Source organism: Citrobacter sp. Cs237 (assembly GCF_030332325.1).
GTDB classification, from domain to species: domain Bacteria; phylum Pseudomonadota; class Gammaproteobacteria; order Enterobacterales; family Enterobacteriaceae; genus Citrobacter_A; species Citrobacter_A sedlakii.
In genome coordinates this window covers 116,082-135,541 of the sequence record NZ_JAOWIB010000105.1, presented here as the reverse complement: position 1 = coordinate 135,541, position 19,460 = coordinate 116,082, and the positions used below count along the sequence as shown (strand labels likewise).

Annotated in this window: 10 protein-coding genes and 1 other RNA gene; 10 read left to right on the top strand and 1 reads right to left on the bottom strand. The window is 56.2% G+C overall.

Annotation, left to right across the window (positions count from 1 at the left end; genetic code table 11):
* The 7 genes from OGY07_RS13300 to OGY07_RS13270 all read left to right on the top strand — a co-directional run.
* On the top strand, positions 1-8,640 hold an 8,640-nt coding region (locus tag OGY07_RS13300; RefSeq protein ID WP_286601110.1), incomplete at its 5' end, for a BapA/Bap/LapF family large adhesin.
* Positions 8,641-8,718: 78 nt separating this feature from the next.
* Complete coding sequence (locus OGY07_RS13295; protein WP_286601108.1) at positions 8,719-10,125, top strand: TolC family outer membrane protein; 1,407 nt, start codon at positions 8,719-8,721, stop codon at positions 10,123-10,125.
* Complete coding sequence (locus OGY07_RS13290; protein WP_286601107.1) at positions 10,122-12,308, top strand: type I secretion system permease/ATPase; 2,187 nt, start codon at positions 10,122-10,124, stop codon at positions 12,306-12,308. Before OGY07_RS13295 ends, OGY07_RS13290 begins: the two co-directional genes overlap by 4 nt.
* The gene (locus OGY07_RS13285) at positions 12,289-13,479 is read left to right on the top strand and encodes a beta-barrel domain-containing protein (protein WP_286601105.1); all 1,191 of its coding nucleotides are present in this window, start codon (positions 12,289-12,291) and stop codon (positions 13,477-13,479) included. Before OGY07_RS13290 ends, OGY07_RS13285 begins: the two co-directional genes overlap by 20 nt.
* Before the next feature lie 72 nt (positions 13,480-13,551).
* Positions 13,552-13,915, top strand: a transfer-messenger RNA (tmRNA) gene (ssrA, locus tag OGY07_RS13280).
* A 272-nt stretch (positions 13,916-14,187) separates the two neighbouring features.
* The gene (locus OGY07_RS13275; RefSeq protein WP_286601103.1) at positions 14,188-15,123 is read left to right on the top strand and encodes an abortive infection family protein; all 936 of its coding nucleotides are present in this window, start codon (positions 14,188-14,190) and stop codon (positions 15,121-15,123) included.
* Positions 15,124-15,583: 460 nt separating this feature from the next.
* Positions 15,584-16,255, top strand: coding sequence for an SOS response-associated peptidase (locus tag OGY07_RS13270; protein ID WP_286601101.1), 672 nt, complete (start codon positions 15,584-15,586; stop codon positions 16,253-16,255).
* Here OGY07_RS13270 and OGY07_RS13265 read toward each other — a convergent pair.
* Positions 16,248-17,516, bottom strand: a complete 1,269-nt coding sequence (locus OGY07_RS13265; RefSeq protein ID WP_286601144.1) for a Y-family DNA polymerase — start codon at positions 17,514-17,516, stop codon at positions 16,248-16,250. The two genes, OGY07_RS13270 and OGY07_RS13265, sit on opposite strands and share 8 nt — an antisense overlap.
* A 147-nt stretch (positions 17,517-17,663) precedes the next feature.
* Here OGY07_RS13265 and OGY07_RS13260 point away from each other — a divergent pair, with 147 nt between their 5' ends.
* The 3 genes from OGY07_RS13260 to OGY07_RS13250 all read left to right on the top strand — a co-directional run bounded on the left by OGY07_RS13260 (position 17,664) and on the right by OGY07_RS13250 (position 19,439).
* Positions 17,664-17,909: a DinI family protein gene (locus tag OGY07_RS13260; RefSeq protein WP_181822715.1), complete on the top strand. Its 246-nt coding sequence runs from the start codon at positions 17,664-17,666 to the stop codon at positions 17,907-17,909.
* 217 nt (positions 17,910-18,126) lie between these two features.
* Positions 18,127-18,306: a hypothetical protein gene (locus OGY07_RS13255; protein WP_286601098.1), complete on the top strand. Its 180-nt coding sequence runs from the start codon at positions 18,127-18,129 to the stop codon at positions 18,304-18,306.
* Positions 18,307-18,335: 29 nt separating this feature from the next.
* A complete protein-coding gene (locus OGY07_RS13250; protein ID WP_286601097.1) occupies positions 18,336-19,439 on the top strand; it encodes an acyltransferase family protein in 1,104 nt (367 codons plus the stop codon).
* Positions 19,440-19,460 lie beyond the last annotated feature (21 nt).

Here is a 19,460-nt window from a genome sequence, read left to right as displayed (position 1 = left end):
AGTGTCGACCTCGACACGCCGCAGACCAACGGCGAGACCTTAACCGCTGTGGTCACCGATCCGGCGAACCTGGAGAGCACGCCAGCCTCTGTTACCGCGCCCGACACCACCGCGCCGCAGCCGCCATCGAACGTGGAGGTGTCCGCGGATGGCAGTTCCCTGACCGCCACCGCCGAGCCGGGCAGTCGGATCACCGTTAAAGACAGCGAAGGCAATACTCTGGCGGTATCTGAGCCGGTTCCGGCGAACGGCACCGTTACCGTTCCGCTCACTCCTGCCGTGGTTAATGGCGAAACCCTCACGGTGACCGCCACCGATGGATCAAATAACACCAGTCAGCCCACCAGCGTGCAGGCACCCGATATCACCGCGCCGGAAGCGCCGGTGGTGGTATCGATTGCCGATGACTTCGGCGGGGTCAACGGTAACCTGGATACCGGGCAAAGCACCGATGACAACCGACTGACCTTCAGCGGTACCGGTGAACCGGGAGCGACCATCACCATTTTGAACGGCGGCGTGCCGCTGTCGGGTACGGCTATCGTAGACCCTGATGGCAACTGGACGCTGACCACAGACGTTCTCCCTGATGGTGAGTACACCTTCACCGCCACGGCAACCGACGGACAGGACCAGACCAGTCCCGCGTCCGATGCCGTCGTCATTACGGTCGATACCACCGCGCCTACGGCGCCGGTTCTGACTATTACCGACAATACCGGGGAAATTACGGGCGAGCTGACCAATAACGCCGTCACCGACGCCACGCAGCCAGTGCTGAGCGGAAGCGGTACCGCCGGAGACATCATTACGGTGTATGACGGCACAACGGCGATTGGCACAACCGAAGTCACCAACGCCGGTACGTGGAGCTTTACCCCGGCGCCAGCGCTCAGCGAAGGCAGCCATACCCTCAGCGTCACCGCCAGCGATCCGCTGGGAAATACCAGCGCGAACTCCGCCGCAATCGTCATTACCGTCGATACCACCGCCCCCGCCACCCCGGCGCTGACCGTGGTCGACGGTGATGATGCGCCGTTAAGCAACGGCCAGGCGACCAACGAAACACAGCCGGTTCTCAGCGGAACGGGAGTCAACGGCGAGCGCGTTACCATTTACGACAAGGGTGTTGAGGTGGCCACCGTCACGATCGCCGACGGCGCCTGGGAATATCCTTCCGCCGTACTGGGCGAGGGTGAGCATGTGTTTACCATCACCGTGACCGATGCGGCAGGCAACGTCAGCGCTCCCTCCGCGCCAACCGGTATCGTGGTGGATACAACCGCGCCAGCAACGCCGAACCTGACGATCACTGATAACGTCGGCAGCCAGACGGGCTCGCTGGATAACGCGCAGTTCACCGACGATACGCTGCCGCTGCTGAGCGGAAGCGGCACCGCAGGCGACACCATCATCATTACCCTTGACGGCGTGGCGCTACCGCCGTTAATCATCGATAACGCCGGTAACTGGAGCTATCAACTGACGACGCCGCTGACATCGGGTGACCACGTCATCTCGCTGACCGTCACCGATCCAGCGGGAAACAGCACCACATCGCCGGATCGTATCGTGCGCGTGGACGCCCAGGCGCCGACCACGCCAACCCTCACGGTTAACGAGGATGGCGGGCCGCTGAGCAACGGCGGCCAGACGAACGATACCACCCCGACCCTGAGCGGAACGGGCGAAACGGGGAGTATCGTCACCATACTGAATAACGGCGTGGCGATCGGTACGGCAGAAGTCATTGGCGGCGCCTGGAACTTCACGCCGACCACTCCGCTTGCCGAGGGCAGCTATAGCTTTAGCGTCACGGCGTCCGATGCAGCCGGGAACATCAGCCCGCCGTCGGCTGAGTTTGATTTAACGGTCGATACCCGCGCGCCCGATGCGCCGTTTATCACCTCACCGACCAGCCCAGCGGCGACTAACCAGCCTGAACAACCCGTCAGCGGCACTGGCGAACCGGGCAGCACCGTCATCCTCTCCAGCGGCGCAACCGTGGTCGGCACGGCGCTAGTTGATGGCGACGGCAACTGGACAATTGTCCCTGACGCGCCGCTTACCGAAGGTTCCTATACCCTCACGGCAGTCGCCACCGATCCGGCAGGGAATGCGAGCCAGCCTTCCGCCCCGATCACCTTAAACGTTGACCTTACCCCGCCGGCAACACCGCAGAACGTACTGATTTCTGACGACGGCGGCACGGTAACCGGCACTGCGGAAGCAGGAAGCACGGTGATCATCCGTGACAATAACGGCAACGTGATCGGCACCGGCGTGGCGACGGGCGGCAACTTCAGCATTGATATCACCCCGGCGCAAACCGGCACCAACACCCTGACAGCCACCGCACAGGATGCGGCAGGTAACCTCAGTATTCCGGCTGACTTTGCCGGATCCGGCACGGGGCTGCCGGTGATTAGCGCCGTGGTCGACGACGCAGGCGGCGTGCAGAGTGATGTGCGTGACGGAGAGACCACCGATGACACGTTGCCCGGCCTGCGTGGTTCCGCTACGCCAGACACATCCATTAATATTATTGTGGACGGGGTTGTGGTCGACACAGTCACTGTCGACGGCACGGGCAACTGGGTCTGGACAGCCACCACGGCGCTGGGTGAAGGCGAGCATACCTTCCAGGTAGTCGACAGTGCAGATTCAAGCAAAGCCTCGGCGGTGGTTACCATCACCCTCGACCTCACCCCGCCCGCTCAGCCAGTCATCGGCGGCGTGACGGACGATGTCGGGCCGGGTACCGGCACGCTCACCAGTGGCGACACCACTAACGATGCGCGCCCGACCCTCAACGGTACCGGAACCGACGGCGAGACGATTTCGATTTACGATGGCGCCACACTGCTCGGGGTAACGCAGGTGGTCAACGGCGTATGGTCCTTTACTCCAACGACGGCGCTGGGTGAAGGCAGCCACAGTCTGACCATTACCGCCACCGATGCCGCGGGCAACGTCAGTGCGCCGTCAGCAGCGTTTGAGGTGGTTGTGGACACCACCGCGCCGCTGGCGCCAGCGATCACGTCGGCTACCGATGACAGCGATCCGCAAACCGGCATCATCTCCAACGGCGGCAGCACAAACGACACCACGCCAGCCTTTACCGGTAGCGGTGAAGAAGGCAGTACCATTACGTTCTACGACAACGGTGTAAACATCGGCACTACGACCGTGACCAACGGTAGCTGGAGCTTCACGCCGCCTGCGCTCAGTGCCGGAACACACACCATAACCGTCACCGCTACCGATGCGATCGGTAACGTCAGCGCCCCGTCTGCGGGGTATACCGTTACCGTGGACACCGCCGCGCCGCGCGCGCCGGTGATCCAGAGCGTTACTGACGATACCGCTCCTGCCACCGGCGTACTGGCGAACGGGCAAAGCACTAACGACAGCCAGCCGACCTTCCAGGGGACGGCGGAGCCAGGCGCAACCGTCACCCTCTATGATGGCGCCACCGTAATCGGCAGCGTCGTCGCTGGCACAGACGGCAGTTGGTCGCTTTCTCCGGACAGTCCGTTAAGCAGCGGCCTGCATAACCTGACCGTTACGGCGACGGATGCCGCAGGGAACGAAGGTCCGGCGGCATCCTTCACTCTGACCGTCGATACCCAGGCGCCATCGGCGCCGGTCATCAGCGCGGTCACCGATGATGTCGCCCCCAACAGCGGCACACTGGCAAACGGACAAAGTACCAACGATACGCGCCCAACGTTGTCCGGAACGGCCGAAGCCAACAGCACCGTCAACATTTTTGACGGTACGACCCTGCTCGGCACTGTGCAGGCAGACGGCACAGGCGCCTGGACCTTTACGCCGCCTACCGCACTCGCCAGCGGTTCGCATACCTTTAACGTGACCGCGACCGATGCCGCAGGCAACGTCAGCCCCGGCGCGGGATTTAGCCTGGTGGTGGATACCGTCGCGCCCGTGGCGCCCGCCATCGTCAACGTGACCGATAACGTCACGCCGGGTACGGGCGATCTTACTAACGGCCAGACCACCAACGATCCTCGTCCCGTCATCACCGGGACGGGCGAGCCGGGTAGCACCATTAACGTCTTCGACGGCAGCGTCCTGCTTGGCACTGCGGTAGTCAACGAAGGTGGTAGCTGGAGCTACAGACCAGTCGGGCTGGCGCAGGGGACGCACACACTACGGGTGACAGCCACCGACAGCGCGGGCAATACCGGTCCGGCATCGGCAAACTTTACCCTGACGGTCGATACCGCCGCGCCTGTCGCTCCGGTTATCAGCAGCGTGACCGATGACGCAGGCCCGGTGACCGGCAGCCTGACCAGCGGTCAGTCCACCAACGATACGCGCCCCACCTTTACCGGGACGGGCGAGCCCGGTACCACCATCAGCGTTGCGGATAACGGCGTGCCTATCGGCACGGCGACAGTAGGCAGCAACGGCGCCTGGACCTTTACCCCAACCAGCGATCTCGGTCAGGGCACGCATCCGCTAACCTTTACCCCAACGGACGCTGCGGGCAATACGGGTCCGGCGGCCAGTTTCACCCTGGCAGTAGACAGTGTCGCTCCGCTGGCGCCAGCGATCACCTCGGTGGTGGATGACAGCGCACCGCAGACCGGCAACCTGTCGCCCAATCAGAGCACTAACGACACCCGTCCGACGCTTAACGGAACGGGAGAAGCAGGCACCACGCTCACCTTCAGCGATAACGGAACGGTCATCGGCAGCGTCGTCGTGAGCGCCAACGGGACATGGAGCTTTACGCCGACCACGGCACTCAGCAACGGGCCGCACACGCTTTCCGTGAGCGCCACTGATACGGCGGGCAACGTCGGCCCATCCAGCAGCTTCAGCCTGACGGTGGACACCCAAACGCCAGCCGCACCGGTCATCACCACGATCCTGGATGACGTCAGCAACAACACCGGCGCAGTAGGCAGCGGGCAAAGCACCAACGATACGCTGCCGGAACTGCGCGGCACCAGTGAGCCGGGGGCGTTTATCAATATCTACGATGGCACAACTCTGCTTACGCCGACGCCGATTCAGGCGGATGCGAACGGGGCGTGGAGCTTTACGCCGACGACTGCGCTGGGCGAAGGGTCGCATAGCTTTACAGCCCAGGCCACCGACGCGGCGGGCAACGTCAGCCCGGCCTCGGCAATCTCCACCATTGTTGTCGATACCACGCCGCCTGCCGCGCCAGCGAACCTGGCGGTGGTCGCCAACGGCACCAGCGTAACCGGTACGGCGGAAGCGGGCAGCACGATTACCATCACCGGCAGCAACGGCACGGTGCTGGGTACCGGCGTCGCAGACGGCTCCGGCAATTTCTCCATTGTCATCACGCCGGCGCAGGTTGGCGGAGAAACCCTGCAGGTGGTTGCCCAGGACCGGGCTGGCAACATCGGTACGGCAGGCAGCGTCGAAGCGCCGTTTACCGGGCTGCCAGGCGCACCGGTGATTGTCTCACTGACCGATGAGGTTGGTTCAATCACCGGGCTGGTGGCCAACGGTCAGGCGACTAACGACGCCACACCGCTGATCAACGGCACCGCACAGCCATCCTCAACCATCACCATCTACAGCGACGGCGTGGCGATTGGCACCACCACTGCCAACGCCCAGGGGAGCTGGTCGTTCACCCCGCCTGCCGGTATGACTGACGGGGCGCACGCGCTGACCGCCACGGCAACCAACGCTAACGGCACCGGCACCTTTTCTTCCACCTTTAACGTCACGATAGACACCGTGACGGCTGCGCCCACCGGCAGCATCAGCGCTGACGGCGCCAGCATCAGCGGGACCGCCGAAGCGGGCAGTACGGTCACGATCACCCTCAGTACCGGCGAGACGCTCACCACCGCTGCCAACAGTAGCGGTAATTACACCCTGACTTTCGACCGCAAACAGACCAGCGGGGAAAATATCAGCGTCAGCGCCACTGATGCGGTTGGCAACGTTTCAACCACCACCCAGGTTCAGGCGCCAACGCTCCCCATCGCCGCCAGCGATAACGTGGAGAACCTGACCATCACCACCGACGCCACCGTGACCACCAATGACTACAGCGACTACGGTTTGCTGCTGGTAGGCGCGCTCGGCAACGTGGCGAACGTGCTGGGCAACGATACGGCGGCGGTCGAGTTCACCGTCCAGGACGGCGGAAGCGCCAATCTAGTGATCGACGCCAGTACCACCGGGGTGGTGCTCTCGCTGCTCAATACCCAGGAAGTGGCGATCCAGAAATACGATGCGGCCACTAACTCGTGGACAACGGTCATCGACACCGCTCAGGCACAGTTCGCCAACCTGCTGACGCTGGGCAGCAGCGGCGTAACGGTGAACGTCACCGGATTAGAGGGCGGAACCTATCGGGTGCTGACCTATAACACCGCTCTGCTGGCGACGGGCTCTTACACTGCGCTGAACGTCAACGTCGAGCAGACCAGCGCAGGCGCCATCACCAGCGCGGAAACGCAAACCGGTAACGTACTGAACAACGACAGCGCGCCGCAGGACACCGTAGTGACAACGGTTACCAGCACCAACGGCAACAGCGTTACGCTCGGCTCCGGCAGCAGCGTCCTTCAGGGCGTCTACGGGACACTGACCATCAATCCGGACGGCAGCTACAGCTACGCGCTGAACCCGAACAGCCCGGCATCGGTGGTCGGTCGAACCGAAAGCTTCACCTACACTATCACCGGCGGCGGTAATACAACCTCGGCGAAACTGGTGATCACGCTGGGCAATGAGACTCCGGCCAGCAGCGTTACGGCTGTCGATAACGTCGCTACCCTGCCCTATGACACGCTGGTGGACGCCGTTAACAATGGTCCGTCTTCGCAGGGTGGTTTTACCGTGGTGAACGTTAGCCTCGGCAACGTGCTGGATGTTGGGGTGCTCGACAGACTGAGTAACCCGATAATCTTCGACGTTGAAGAAGGCACGACGCGTACCATGACGCTGCAATCATCGATAGGCGGCGTGGCGGTGGCGTCGAGTTTTGACCTCTATATCTATCGCTTTAATGATGTCACCCAGCAGTTTGAACAGTGGCGGGTAGAGCGAAACTGGCTGAACGCGCCGCTCCTGGGCGGTCAGTCCAATCCGTTGACCCTCAACCTCCCGGGCGGTGAATACCTGTTCCTGCTGAACCCGTCATTTGGCATCACGGCGCTGACTGGCTATACGCTGAACATCCTTGAGGATCATGTTTACAGCGTAGAAAGCCTGAGCACCACCACTCAGGGCAACGTGCTGAACGACGACGTCGCGCCAGACGGAACGCTGGTGACCCAGGTGAACGGCGTCGCGGTGGCACAGACCGGCACCACAACGATTGTGGGTGCCTGGGGCACGCTGACCATTGATGCGCAGGGGAACTACACCTACACCCTGAAAAGCGGCCTCGGAGCCGACAGCACCTCCACGCCGGACAGTTTCGTTTATACGGTCCGGGCGCCAAACGGCGATACTGACACCGCTTCACTCAATATCCAGCCAACCGCCCGCGCGCTGGATGCCGTGAACGATGTCAGCGACACCCTGATTGCGCCGTCGGTGCAGGATACGGTGAGCTATCTGGACAGCTCTGTCGGCACAGCAAGTTGGGGAGCGTTTGGCAGAACCGGCAGCGGCAGCGGGACCTTTGACGTCGCGGCTGGCACAATTCTGAAAGGCGCAGCGATTGTCTTTAACGTTTCCACGCTGATCACACTCGGCAACCTGACCATCACCTGGACGGTGCTGGAAAATGGCGTAGTGATTCGCACCGGCACCGTACCGGTTTCCAATATCACCCTCGGCGGCGCCACGGTAACCGTCAATCTCACCGGGCTGGAGCTGGACGGCGGCACGTATACGCTGAACTTCACCGGTAACAACACTCTGGTGGGGGCTGCGACCATTACGCCGCGCATTACCGGTACCACAGTCGATCTGGATAATTTCGAAACCTCCGGTACGCATACCGTCAACGGCAATATCTTTGACGGCAGCGACGCCTCTGGCGTGCTGGATCAACTGAACACCGTCGATACGCGTCTGACGGTAACCGGTTTTAACGGCAGTACCGCGACGCTGGATCCGTATTCCAGCGGGACGACCACCATTCAGGGGCAGTACGGCTCGCTGCAAATCCGTGCTGACGGCTCTTACACCTACACGCTGAACAACGGCGTCGCACTCTCATCTATGTCCGCGAAGGAGACCTTTACCTACAAACTGGATGACACCCGTGGTCATACCGACACCGCCACCCTGACGGTAGATATTGCTCCGCAGGTCGTCAGCACCACGCAGAACGAAGTCCTGGTGGGATCGGCCTACGGCGACACGTTGATTTACAACCTGCTTAACGCCAGCAGCGCGACGGGCGGAAACGGTACGGATACGTGGAGAAACTTCTCGCTGACGCAGAGCGACAAAATCGACATTGGCGACCTGTTGGTGGGCTGGAACGGAGATAACGCCACGCTCGGCAGTTATCTCAACGTCAGCACCAGCGGCGGCAACACCACGATATCCATCGACCGCGACGGCGCGGGGAGCACGTATCAGTCAACGGCACTCGTCACCCTGGAGAACGTACAGACCACGCTCAATGAGCTGATTGAACAGAACCATATTGTGACCTGATAAGTACAAAAAACGACAACACAACGACCCCGGGCGCACGCTCGCCCGGGGCAAAAAGCAGCTTAGGGAAGTAAAAAAATGGGAAAACGACAGCTAACAGGTTGGTGGCTGGCGGGACATCTGTGCGCGTTCCCGGCGATTGCCGCCGAGGAACCGCCCCGCATCGCCCCACAGCAATGGGTTGAGCAGCAGGAACTGCCCTCGCTGAATGGACCAATGCCGCTCACCGGCGACAGCGCCGCGCCCGGCGAACTTACCCTTTCTCAGGCGGTCAATCGCGCTGTCTCCTGGCATCCGTCGATCGCCGAAGTGATCGGCAAACTGTATGCCCAAATCCAGCAGGTGGACGTCGCCAAAGCCAAATATTATCCGCAGATTAATGCCGGGATGAATAACGGGTACACCAACAGCTACTCCGACAGCGGATTCAGCCCGTCGCTGGTACTTTCCCTCTCGCAAATGCTCTACGACTTCGGCAAAGTCGCCAGCCAGGTGCGGGCGGAAAACGCAGGCGTCGCGCAGGAGCAGGCGAACGTACTGGTGAGCATTGATAACGTCGGCCTTGAGACCGCCTCCACCCTCGTGCAGGTGCAAACCTGGCAACAAATGGTGGAAGTGGCTAAAGAGCAACTCGACGCCCTGAGCAGCATCGGCAGACTGGCGAACCAGCGTAACGACGAAGGCGCCAGCTCGCTTTCCGATGTGGTGCAGACCGACGCGCGCATTGAAGGCGCGCGCGCCCAGCTTGTTCAGTATCAGGCCAACCTCGAAAGTTCGCAGGAGACGCTGAAAACCTGGCTGGGCTGGAAAAACCTCAACGCCATTAGCAATGAATTCCCGGCGATGCTCAACCGCAGCTGCGAGCAGGCCACGCCGGATGACAAACTGGTGCCCTCAGTGCTCGCCGCGTGGGCGCAGGCCAACGTCGCTCAGGCGAATCTGGACTACGCCAACGCGCAAATGACGCCGACAGTCTCGCTGGAGCCGGAAGTGCGTCATTACCTGAACGATAACTATTCGGGCAGCGCCTCCATCGACCGCACCCAATATTCGGCATGGGTGAAAGTGGAGATGCCGATTTATCAGGGCGGCGGCTTAACCGCGCGTCGCAACGCCGCCAGCCATGCAGTGGAATCCGCCCAGTCCGCCATTCAGCGTACCCGACTGGATGTCCGCCAGAAATTGCTTTCCGATCGCAGCGAGGCAATGAATCTGGCGACATCGTTACAGATCCAAAAGCGCCAACAGACGCTGAGCGAGCGGACGCGGGAACTGTATCAACAACAATATCTCGATCTCGGTTCACGCCCCCTGCTCGATGTGCTGAATGCCGAACAGGAGGTGTATCAGGCCCGCTTTGCGCAGATCCAGACCGAAAGCCAACTGCATCAGCTCCAGCTTAACTGCCTGTACAACAGCGGACAGATGCGCCGGGCGTTTGGCCTGGAAAACCGCACCATTCAGTCCGTGGAGATCCAGCCATGATCCATGCCGACATTCCGGCCAATGAGCCGATTAGCGCAGAGGCGCTGGCCAACTGGGCGCGAGCGATGAGCTATATCGCCGCCCATTATCGGATCGCCTGTTCTCCTGGCGCGTTGCAGGCCAGCGCGCCGTGGTTTAAAGATAAAGCGATGCCACAAGCGCTTACCCAGTTAGCCCGCCAGGCCGGCCTTTCTTTTCAGCCGCTGACGCCAACCGGGCAATCCCTCAGCCGCTGGCGACTGCCGGTAGTCATTCAGCTTCAGGATGGCGAACTGGTGCTGGTGGAACAGTTTGATGGCGATAACCAGCTCGATGTCTGCTTTGTTAATGGCGACCTGCAACGTAACCGGATCGCCCTGAGCGAACTGCTGCCGACCATCCGCTTTATCATCGCGCTACGTCCGCTTTCGGCAGTGAAGGACAGCCGGGTAGACGCCTATGTTTCACGTTTTCGTCCCGACTGGCTGAAAAGCCTGGTGCTGAAAGATCTGCGGCCTTACGGCCCGGTGATGCTGGCGGCGCTGTTGATCAACATCTTGTCTCTGTCCGGGATCGTTTTTTCCATGCAGGTTTATGACCGGGTGATCCCGGCGCAGTCGTGGCCATCGTTGTACGTGCTGGCGGTAGGCGTGCTGATCGCAATGCTGTTCGGTTTTTTGCTGCGGCTCGCGCGCGGACATGTGATGGATCTGTTGGGCAAACGCGCCGACATGCGGGTTTCCGATCGCGTGTTCAGCCACGCGCTGCGCCTGCGCAACAGCGCGATCCCCCGTTCGACCGGCAGCTTTATTTCTCAACTGCGCGAGCTGGAACAGATCCGTGAAATGGTCACCTCCTCTACCCTTTCCACGATCGTCGATCTGCCCTTCTTCTTTCTGTTTATTGTGGTTCTGGCGATCATCGCCCCGCCACTGGCATGGATCGCCCCGGTGGCGGCGCTACTGATGATACTTCCCGGCCTGCTGCTGCAAAAAAAGCTCGCGGTGCTGGCGAACCAGTCGGCGCACGAAGCTACGCTGCGCAACGCCGTACTGGTGGAGAGCGTGCAGGGGCTGGAAGACATTAAGCTGATGCAGGCTGAGAACCGTTTTCTGCAGCAGTGGAACAGCTACATCCGCATCACCGCCGAGTCGGGCCTGCGTACCCGTGAACTGTCGCAGGGGCTGATCAACTGGGGGGTGACGGTGCAGGGGCTGGTGTACGCGGCGGTGGTCATGTTCGGCGCGCCGCTGGTGATCGACGGCACGCTGACCACCGGCTCGGTCGTGGCCGCCTCGATGCTCGCCTCCAGAATGATCGCCCCGATGGGCAATCTGTGTGGGGTGCTGGCTCGCTGGCAGCAGGTTAAGGCCGCCAAAAAGGGGCTGGACAGCATTATGGAGCTGCCCACCGAGACCCAGCGTGACGAGACGCTGGTACATCAGGAGATCTTCCACGGACATTATCTGTTTGAGAACGCGCAGTTTCGCTATCACAGCGAAGATCAGCGGGTACCGCTGCGCATCAACCGGCTGGAGATTGCCGCCGGTGAGCGCATTGCCGTGCTGGGGCGCAACGGCGCGGGGAAGTCGACGCTGCTACAGGCGCTGGCGGGCGGCGTGGATCTGGTCGAGGGCGATGCCCGTCTCGACAACATCAGCCTGCCGCACATTGATATGTCGGACTTGCGCCGCAACGTTGGCCTGCTCAGTCAGAACGCCCGCCTGTTCTTTGGCACCCTGCGCGAGAACCTGACGCTGGGCGCGCCGCACGCCAGCGATGACGAGATTTTTTCCGCGCTGGCGATCTGCGGCGCGGCGAACTTCGTAAAACGTCTGCCAAAAGGACTGGATCATCCGATTATGGAAGGGGGGATGGGCCTTTCCGGCGGGCAACGCCAGTCGATTTTGCTCGCACGGATGCTACTGCGTTCGCCAAATATCGTCCTGCTTGATGAACCCACCGCCTCGCTGGACGAGCATGCCGAACGCGAGTTTATTCAACGTCTGGGACAGTGGCTCGGCAACCGGACGCTGATTGTCGCCACCCATCGGGTGCCGGTACTGGAACTGGTGGACCGGGTCATTGTGCTCAAAGAGGGGCAACTGGTCATGGATGCGCCTAAAGCTCAGGCGCTGGGACAGAGTCGAATGGCCGCACAGGCTAACGCACGGGAGTGGAAAAATGAAAACCAGTCAGCCTGATCCTACGCTTGACGCACTCGACGACAGCCGCGAGCGAGAATTTTCAGGGGCCAGCCGGATCATCTGGCTAACCGGCATTTTGTGCCTGATGCTGGCGATTTGGGGATGGTTTGGCGTGTTGGATGAAGTGTCGACCGGCACCGGGAAAGTGATCCCCAGTTCCCGTGAACAGGTATTGCAGTCGCTCGACGGCGGCATCCTCGCGGAACTGGTTGTGCATGAGGGCGATCAGGTGCAGGCCGGTCAGGTGCTGGCGCGCCTTGACCCGACACGTTCCGAATCCAACGTCGGCGAAAGTGCCGCCCGCTATCGCGCGTCGCTGGCCTCCAGCCAGCGTCTGACCGCAGAGGTGAGCGACAAACCGCTAGTCTTTTCCGACGAGCTGAAAGACTGGCCGGAACTGCTCGCCTCGGAAACGCGGCTTTATAACAGCCGCCGTGCCCAGCTTGCCGACGCGCAGTCAGACCTGAAAGAGGCGCTGGCGCTGGTGAATAAAGAGCTGGCGATTACCGAACGGTTGGCAAAAAGCGGCGCCGCCAGCCACGTTGAAGTACTGCGCCTGCAGCGGCAAAAAAGCGATATCGGGCTGAAGCTGACCGACTTGCGCTCACAATATTACGTCCAGGCGCGCGAGGCGCTTTCCAAAGCCAACGCGGAGGTCGCGATGCTTGCCGCGATCATCAAAGGGCGGGAAGATTCGGTAACGCGCCTGACCGTGCGCTCGCCGGTTCGCGGTATCGTGAAGAACATCCAGGTCACCACCATTGGCGGGGTTATCCCACCAAACGGCGAGATGATGGAGATTGTGCCGGTCGACGATCACCTGTTGATTGAAACCCGCCTGTCGCCGCGCGATATCGCGTTTATTCACCCAGGACAACGCGCGCTGGTGAAAATTACCGCCTACGATTACGCCATTTACGGCGGGCTGGAGGGCATTGTAGAAACCATTTCGCCGGACACCATTCAGGATGAGATCAAACCGGAGATCTTCTACTATCGCGTCTTTATCCGCACCGAACAGGACTATTTGCAGAACAAGTTGGGTCGACGTTTTTCCATCGTTCCCGGGATGATCGCCACCGTAGACATTAAAACGGGTGAAAAAACCATCGTCGACTATTTAATCAAACCGTTCAACCGGGCCAAAGAAGCGCTGCGCGAACGCTAACTGCCTGACGGACAGTAAAATGAGGGGCTGGTCACGACTGTCACAAGTCTGTTATACTTATCTTCACACATTGGGGCTGATTCTGGATTCGACGGGATTCGCGAAACCCAAGGTGCATGCCGAGGGGCGGTTGGCCTCGTAAAAAGCCGCAAAAAAATAGTCGCAAACGACGAAAACTACGCTTTAGCAGCTTAATAACCTGCTCAGAGCCCTCTCTCCCTAGCTTCCGCTCTTAAGACGGGGATTAAAGAGAGGTCAAACCCAAAAGAGATCGCGTGGAGGCCCTGCCTGGGGTTGAAACGTTAAAACTAATCAGGCTAGTCTGGTAGTGGCGTGTCCGTCCGCAGGTGCCAGGCGAATGTAAAGACTGACTAAGCATGTAGTACCGAGGATGTAGGAATTTCGGACGCGGGTTCAACTCCCGCCAGCTCCACCAATCATGATTGGACAGTGCCAGGACGGTGCTTGCAAAAACAGGAAGTTAGCAGTCTCAGCAGGACACCGACCAGACGGTGAGGGGACAAAAAAGGATACGCAAAGGAGCCGCGGCTCTCGAGTGACATAAAAGCCCGCTTATTGCGGGCTTTTTTATGGATAAAGGCGCCTGTAGACCGGTGGTAAATCTAGGTGCAGCAGCTCCCGGAACCGCTTCGCGGCAAAAATAACCAGTTCAGGCTATATTGATGCTAATAAATTGAGGAATATATTTTGGCTATATTCGATTTATTTTCAAAGCGGCAAAAAAAACTAAGGGGAGAAACTCTGGATGTTTATCAATATACTGAGATACCTAACCCTTTTCGTGTGCAAGTTATTCATATTATAAGAGACACCATCGGCGAAGAAGACATATATAATGATGAAAGCCGAAGTGTTTACAAAAGCATTCATCAGGTATTATGTAAAGAGTATGGTGTATTCTCTTTAGGAGGTCATCATCAAAACTATTCCGAATCAATATTTAATTACTTCCTCAAGGAAGATGATTATGAAAAATGCCTAGATATCATTGAGTTAAGCTTCAAGGTTATTGATAATTATGTACGAAATAATCAATGGAAATTTCAAGGAAGCCAGCAAGACGCTGCTGATGCAATTGAAGAGTTAAATATAAGATTTCAAGAGTCAGGTCTTGGATATCAATTTGAATCAGGAGAAATAATTAGAGTAGACTCGCAATTCATGCACTCAGACGTAGTCAAACCAGTATTACAACTCCTTGTAAATAAACAGGATTACTTGGGAGTTAATGACGAATTCTTATCTGCTCATGAACACTACAGGCATCAGCGATATAAAGAATGCTTGAATGACTGTCTAAAATCTTTTGAAAGCTTAATGAAAGCCATTCATAAAAAGCACTCATGGCAATTTAATGATAATGATACAGCAAAAAAATTAATAAACAGTTGTTTAGCTAAAAACTTAGTCCCTGAATATCTACAGAATCAATTATCTTCAATTAGAATTTTGCTTGAAAGTGGCACTCCAACAATAAGAAATAAAGAAGGTGGACATGGGCAAGGAGCTGAAATTACGAAAGTACCTGAGCACTTAGCCAGCTATACACTTCATTTAACCGCAGCTAACTTATTATTCCTAGCTAAGTGTGAAGAGCATTATTCTAAGTTAACAGTGCGCTAATTATCTAAAACGAAATGATTCTGGAAATACTTAGATGTGTAAATTGTCGAAAAATTGACCGCGACATTTGAGCATTTCAAGAACCTTTGTTAAACATCTTACCTTGCGCATAGTAGTTCTCGAAATGGTAGCCCCCCCTTCATGGGGTGTCGGGGGTCGGAGGTTCAAATCCTCTCGTGCCGACCAAAATTCCCCTTAAGAACCAGCCTGTTATGGCTGGTTTTTTAATGCCTTAAATTTGAATGGGGAGCCTGTGGGGTGAAACCGGGGAATAAAGCCTGTTAGATACAAAACAATTTGCGATTGTTGCCTCGCTTTGCTCTCTGCTCAGTTTCGGAATTCATCAATACACAAATTTTTCATTTCGAATTACCGTATAGCCTCCTTTTAAATCATTACCGGCGCGCGCCACTTTTTCTCTCTACCCTATACTTTCAGTCTGACGACTGGAGGTTAACCTATGTGTGGAAGATTCGCTCAATCTCAAACCCGTGAAGAATACCTGAGCTATTTAGCTGATGAAGCTGAACGTGACATCGCATACGATCCGGAACCAATTGGTCGTTACAATGTGGCTCCTGGTACCAAAGTTCTGCTGCTGAGTGAGCGTGACGAACAACTTCATCTTGATCCGGTTTACTGGGGGTACGCGCCAGGATGGTGGGAAAAACCGCCACTGATTAACGCACGCGTTGAAACTGCGGCTACCAGCAGAATGTTTAAACCTCTTTGGCAGCATGGCCGGGCTATATGCTTCGCTGACGGATGGTTTGAATGGAATAAGGAAGGCGATAAGAAACAGCCCTACTTCATCCACCGTGCAGACGGTCAACCAATTTTTATGGCTGCGATCGGAAGCATACCGTTTGAGCGCGGCGACGAAGCTGAGGGTTTTCTCATCGTGACATCAGCAGCAGATCAGGGACTGGTCGATATACATGACCGACGGCCACTTGTGCTTACGCCGGAAGCAGCAAGGGAATGGATGCGCCAAGATGTTGGGGGGAAAGAGGCAGAAGAGATTATCGCCGACGGCTCTGTGTCAGCAGACAAATTTATCTGGCACGCTGTATCGCGCTCAGTGGGAAATGTGAAAAATCAGGGACCGGAACTGATCGTACCGATCACTTAACGCGCAGCAGATCGGCAAATCGCGTTGTATACCGGGGCGAAAGCATTTCTCGCTTCATCTGCCATTGCTGCTGGATACCCTGCCCGGCGAAATAGAGAGTTCCCTTCCCATCTTTGGCGTTGAGGTGGTCCAACACTTCCATTAGTTTTTCGCTGCCGGCACGCGGCGCATTATCATCAAACAGGTTAAGCTGCGCCACGCCCTGGCTGAAAAAGTCTCCCAGCATCACACCCGCCTTTTGATAACGGTGCCCGTCTTTCCAGATTACATCAAGACAACGCGTGGCCGCGCCGATAATGTCCCTGCTGTCCTGCGTTGGTGTCAATAATTTGACGGAAGCGCTGTTACCGTAGTAAGGCTCATTGAGCGCAAAGGGTGAGGTTTTGACGAATGCCGAAATAAACCTGCAATACTGATGCTCCCCGCGGAGTTTTTCAGCCGCACGCGCTGCGTAACTGCAAATGGCCTGCCTCATCTGCTCGTAATCAGTTACCCGATCGCCGAACGAACGGGAGCAGACAATTTCCTGCTTTGCCGGGGCAAATTCTTCTAATCCGAGGCACGACTCGCCGCGCAGCTCCCTTACAGTCCTTTCCAAAACCACACTGAAATGCTTACGGATAAACCGGATGTCGGTGTCTGCCAGATCGAGAACCGTCTTGATCCCCATGGCCTCGAGTTTTTTAGCGATTCGGCGACCGACGCCCCATGTTTCATCAACCGGCAGCGCCGCCATTAATTTACGCTGCCGCTCAACATTCGAGAGGTCAACTACACCGCCGGTCTGCCTCAGCCACTTTTTCGCCGCATGATTTGCCAATTTGGCCAGCGTCTTTGTCTGCCCTATGCCAACGCCTACCGCAAGTCGTGTATTCCTGTAGACAGCCTCCTGCAGTTCCCTGCCGAAGTCTTCCAGCACACGGCAGTTACGCACACCAGTCAGATCACAGAACGCCTCGTCTATAGAGTAAATCTCCACCCGCGGCGCTAGCTCTTCGAGCGTGGTCATCACACGCTGGCTCATATCCGCATACAGCTCATAGTTGCTGCTGAAGCAAACGACGCCTGCGCGCCGAATTTGATCTTTTAACTTGAAGTACGGCTCCCCCATCGCTATCCCAGCGGCTTTAGCTTCCGCGCTACGCGCAATCACACAGCCGTCGTTGTTCGACAGTACGACCACTGGCCGCCCGCGCAGATCGGGCCTGAATACCGTCTCGCATGATGCATAAAACGAGTTCACATCAACCAAGGCAAACATCATAACTCCGCTCAGCCTCAGCGACTGGCATAACGTAAGACGATGTTTTCCTAAAGTTATAATTCATAAATCCTCCCTTGCATTGACACTGAGTTTTAAAACAGTATAAATACTGTATATCCAACCAGTAAAGTAAGGAGAAAAAATATGTTTGTTGAGCTGGTTTATGACAAGCGTAATGTTGAGGGATTGACGGGAGCCAGAGAGATCATCCAGGCTGAACTGACGAAGCGTGTACATCGGATTTTCCCGGATGCAGAAGTGAAGGTGAAGCCGATGCAGGCAAACGGCCTGAATAGCGACGCCAGCAAAAGCGATCGAGAAAAGCTAAATCGTATGCTTGAGGAAATGTTTGAAGAAGCCGATATGTGGCTTGTTACTGAATTCACTTAAGTGCTCAAAATATTTAATTATTTTCTTGACCTATAGCACCGAAAGGGCTAATTTGACTCGCATTATGGCAGCAATGCCCCGTCCTGTATTCCAACAATAAAAAGCTCTTTCGGGAGCTTTTTAAAGGTTACATATGCGATTGATAAGCAGCTACACTGCACCCACACCGAAAGACCTGCATGAGCTTAAAGCGCGTCTCGGTTACACCGGAAACCAGATGGCTGACCTTGCCGGTGTTGCCAGCAACAGCCAGTGGCGCAAGTACACTGGCGGCGAATCTCCCCGCGCAATGTCGCCTCATATCCTCTTTTTCATGGCGGCGCAGTTGGAGTTAAGCGATAAAGAACTTACTGCTGTAATAAACAAAATGAGGGAAATCGGCGCACGTATTGATTAATTTCACTACAGACTGATTGTACATTGGATATGAAATATTTATTAGAATATGGACTCTACTTAGGTTTGTTAATAGCTACTGTCTGGCTAACTTCCAAAATTCTAGGAATAACCCCAGCTAAGCACAAATACGCAGCCCTTGATGGTTTACGTGGAATCTGTGCTGCTTTGGTTGCGGTTTTCCATCTTTACTGGAGAGCTGGCGGTGAGTCAGATGTGTATTGGTCTCTGGATTATATAACCATAAGCCACATCAAAAAATCCATTTATCTTACGGGTGAATTATCGGTTGGTATATTCTTTATGCTTTCAGCGTTTCTGTTCTTTAAAAAAGCGCTGGCATCCGACTTCAATGTTAAGGATTTTGCCATATCCAGATTTATGAGAATTTACCCGCCAGTAGTCGCTATATTGTTTATAGTATATTTTGCAACTTTGTTGATGCATCCGGACGAGCATACCCCTGTATGGGAATGGTTCCTCCCTTCCCTTCCGTTTCTTTTTAATCCACCGGGTGCAAACATAAACGGTTTTTCTCTGCAGATAGCCACGTCTGGGGTGTTCTGGACACTTGTTTGGGAGTTGCGCTTGTACTTTGCAATTCCATTGTTATATTTAATTATGAAAAAAATTAAATATAAAGAAGCATTCATCATTTCTTTAATGTTAATGGTATTGTGTTATAAATATCTTGTTGCTAGCGAGCAGTATTTAAGTTTTATAATGTATTTCCTTTCTGGATTTTTAGCCGCAACAATAAAATACGATAAAAAACCTTCAGATGTGATATGCCTTGTTTTGCTGCTAGCAGCGTTATTTTTCACAAAACATGCGTATAATACTACCACGCCGCTTTATATGTTTATTGTATTCTTTACGATAAAATGTGGTTGTGATTATTTTGGTTTGCTAACCTCATTACCTATTAAAATGCTTGGAACCTGTAGTTTTTCCATTTATTTGGTTCATGGTATTGCACAAACAGTATCGAAACATTACCTATACGATTCAGGATATTATGCCTGGCAAATCTGTGCAATAATAGCAACGGGGATAATGGCACCTTTACTTTATAAGTACGTTGAAAGCCGTTCAATTCGACATACTATAAGAAAAGTACGTCTGGTGAATTAAGCGATGGGATGTGCTACTGTT

Bases quoted from the DNA above. Each gene is read 5' to 3' on its own strand.
- OGY07_RS13255 (WP_286601098.1), top strand. From the start codon at position 18,127: ATGGCTGACCTTGCCGGTGTTGCCAGCAACAGCCAGTGGCGCAAGTAC.
- OGY07_RS13285 (WP_286601105.1), top strand. From the start codon at position 12,289: ATGAAAACCAGTCAGCCTGATCCTACGCTTGACGCACTCGACGACAGC.
- OGY07_RS13260 (WP_181822715.1), top strand. From the start codon at position 17,664: ATGTTTGTTGAGCTGGTTTATGACAAGCGTAATGTTGAGGGATTGACG.
- OGY07_RS13270 (WP_286601101.1), top strand. From the start codon at position 15,584: ATGTGTGGAAGATTCGCTCAATCTCAAACCCGTGAAGAATACCTGAGC.
- OGY07_RS13290 (WP_286601107.1), top strand. From the start codon at position 10,122: ATGATCCATGCCGACATTCCGGCCAATGAGCCGATTAGCGCAGAGGCG.
- OGY07_RS13250 (WP_286601097.1), top strand. From the start codon at position 18,336: ATGAAATATTTATTAGAATATGGACTCTACTTAGGTTTGTTAATAGCT.
- OGY07_RS13295 (WP_286601108.1), top strand. From the start codon at position 8,719: ATGGGAAAACGACAGCTAACAGGTTGGTGGCTGGCGGGACATCTGTGC.
- OGY07_RS13265 (WP_286601144.1), bottom strand. From the start codon at position 17,516: ATGTTTGCCTTGGTTGATGTGAACTCGTTTTATGCATCATGCGAGACG.